Annotated in this window: 1 protein-coding gene; it reads right to left on the reverse strand. The window is 70.6% G+C overall.

Features of this window, described 5'->3' with window-relative positions:
* Positions 1–121 precede the first annotated feature (121 nt).
* Complete coding sequence (locus ACH4K4_RS38680; protein WP_398175074.1) at positions 122–1,330, reverse strand: IS701 family transposase; 1,209 nt, start codon at positions 1,328–1,330, stop codon at positions 122–124.
* Positions 1,331–1,388 lie beyond the last annotated feature (58 nt).

Consider the following 1,388-nt stretch of genomic DNA (forward strand, 5'->3'; position numbering starts at 1 on the left):
CTAGTAGGACTTTGTTAGGTGGTGTCGTAGGGCTGCCAGGGTGCGGGGCGGTGGCAGGTTGGGCAGTGGCCCGTGAAGGTGGCCAGCATGTGTTGGACCTGGTCCAGGGCTTGGTAGAGAGTCAGGCCCTGGCAGGGGCTTTTGGGTCGGTGCGCTGTTCGGTCAGGAACAGGTGGGCTGCGGTGACCAGGGTGACGTGGCGGTGCCAGCCCTGCCAGGAGCGGCCCTCGAAGTGGTCCAGGCCGAGTGCGCTCTTCAGCTCGCGGTAGTCGTGCTCGATGCGCCAGCGCATCTTGGCGAGCCGGATCAGCGTGGCGGGCGGGAGGCTGGTGGGCAGGTTGGAGATCCAGTATCTGACCGGTGCGGCGGCCTCCCGAGGCCATTGGGCGATCAGCCACCGCGGCGGGATGGTGCCGTCGTCGGCGGGCTTCGGGCGCCGGCCGGCAAGGCGGATGCGCAAGAGCACGTATTCGGCGGTCATCGCGCCTCGTGAGCCCTGCCGCCAGGTGACCGCGGTGACCTGGTCCCGGCCCGCGGCCAGCACATGCTCGCGCAGGCTGACCGCCCGGGTGCGGTAGCGCGGCAGCGGGCGGGGCCCGAGCCCGCCGTAGAGCGGCTGCACCGGCTCGGCCTGCGCGCCGTGCGCGGTCAGCTCGCCCTTGACCTGCAGGACATAGGCCAGGCCACGGTCTTCCAGCGCGGTGCGGAAGGCGGCGTTGCTGCCATAGCCGGTGTCGGCGACCACCACCGCGGGGTGCAGCCCGATCCCGGCCAGCTCATCGAGCATCTGAAGGGCCAGGCGCCATTTGGGCCGGTGATGCTCGCCGGGCGGGATGCGGCACCGGGCCCGCCGGGCGGCGGCCTCGGGTCCGTCCCAGCTCTCGGGCAGGAACAATCGCCAGGCCAGCGGGCAGGAGACGGTGTCGGTGGCCGCGTGCACACTCACTCCCACCTGGCAGTTGGCGGTCTTGCCCAGGGTGCCGGAGTACTGCGCTGACACCGCCGGCGAGCGGTCACCGTCCTTGGGGAAGCCGGTGTCATCGATCACCCATACTTCCGGGCGGACCACCGTCACCGCCCGGCGGGCCAGCCGGTTGCGCACCGCGGTGACCGACCAGGTGGAGGAGGTCACGAACTGCTGCAGCCCCTGGTGGTCCACCCCCAGGCGCCGGGCCATCGGCTGCATGCTCTTGCGCCGCCCGTCCAGCAGCAGGCCCCGCAGATACAACCCGCCTTTGACCCGCTGATCTGACCGCACCAACGGCGCGAAGACCTCCGCCGCGAACGCCTCCAGCCGGTCACGGCACCCGGCAAGCTCCTCCGGAGTCATCCCCCCAGCGAACTACCAACCGAAATCCCTGACCAGCCACCTAACAAAGTCCTACTAG

It is taken from the genome of Streptomyces sp. NPDC017529, assembly GCF_044329785.1.
Classification (GTDB): Bacteria; Actinomycetota; Actinomycetes; order Streptomycetales; family Streptomycetaceae; genus Streptomyces.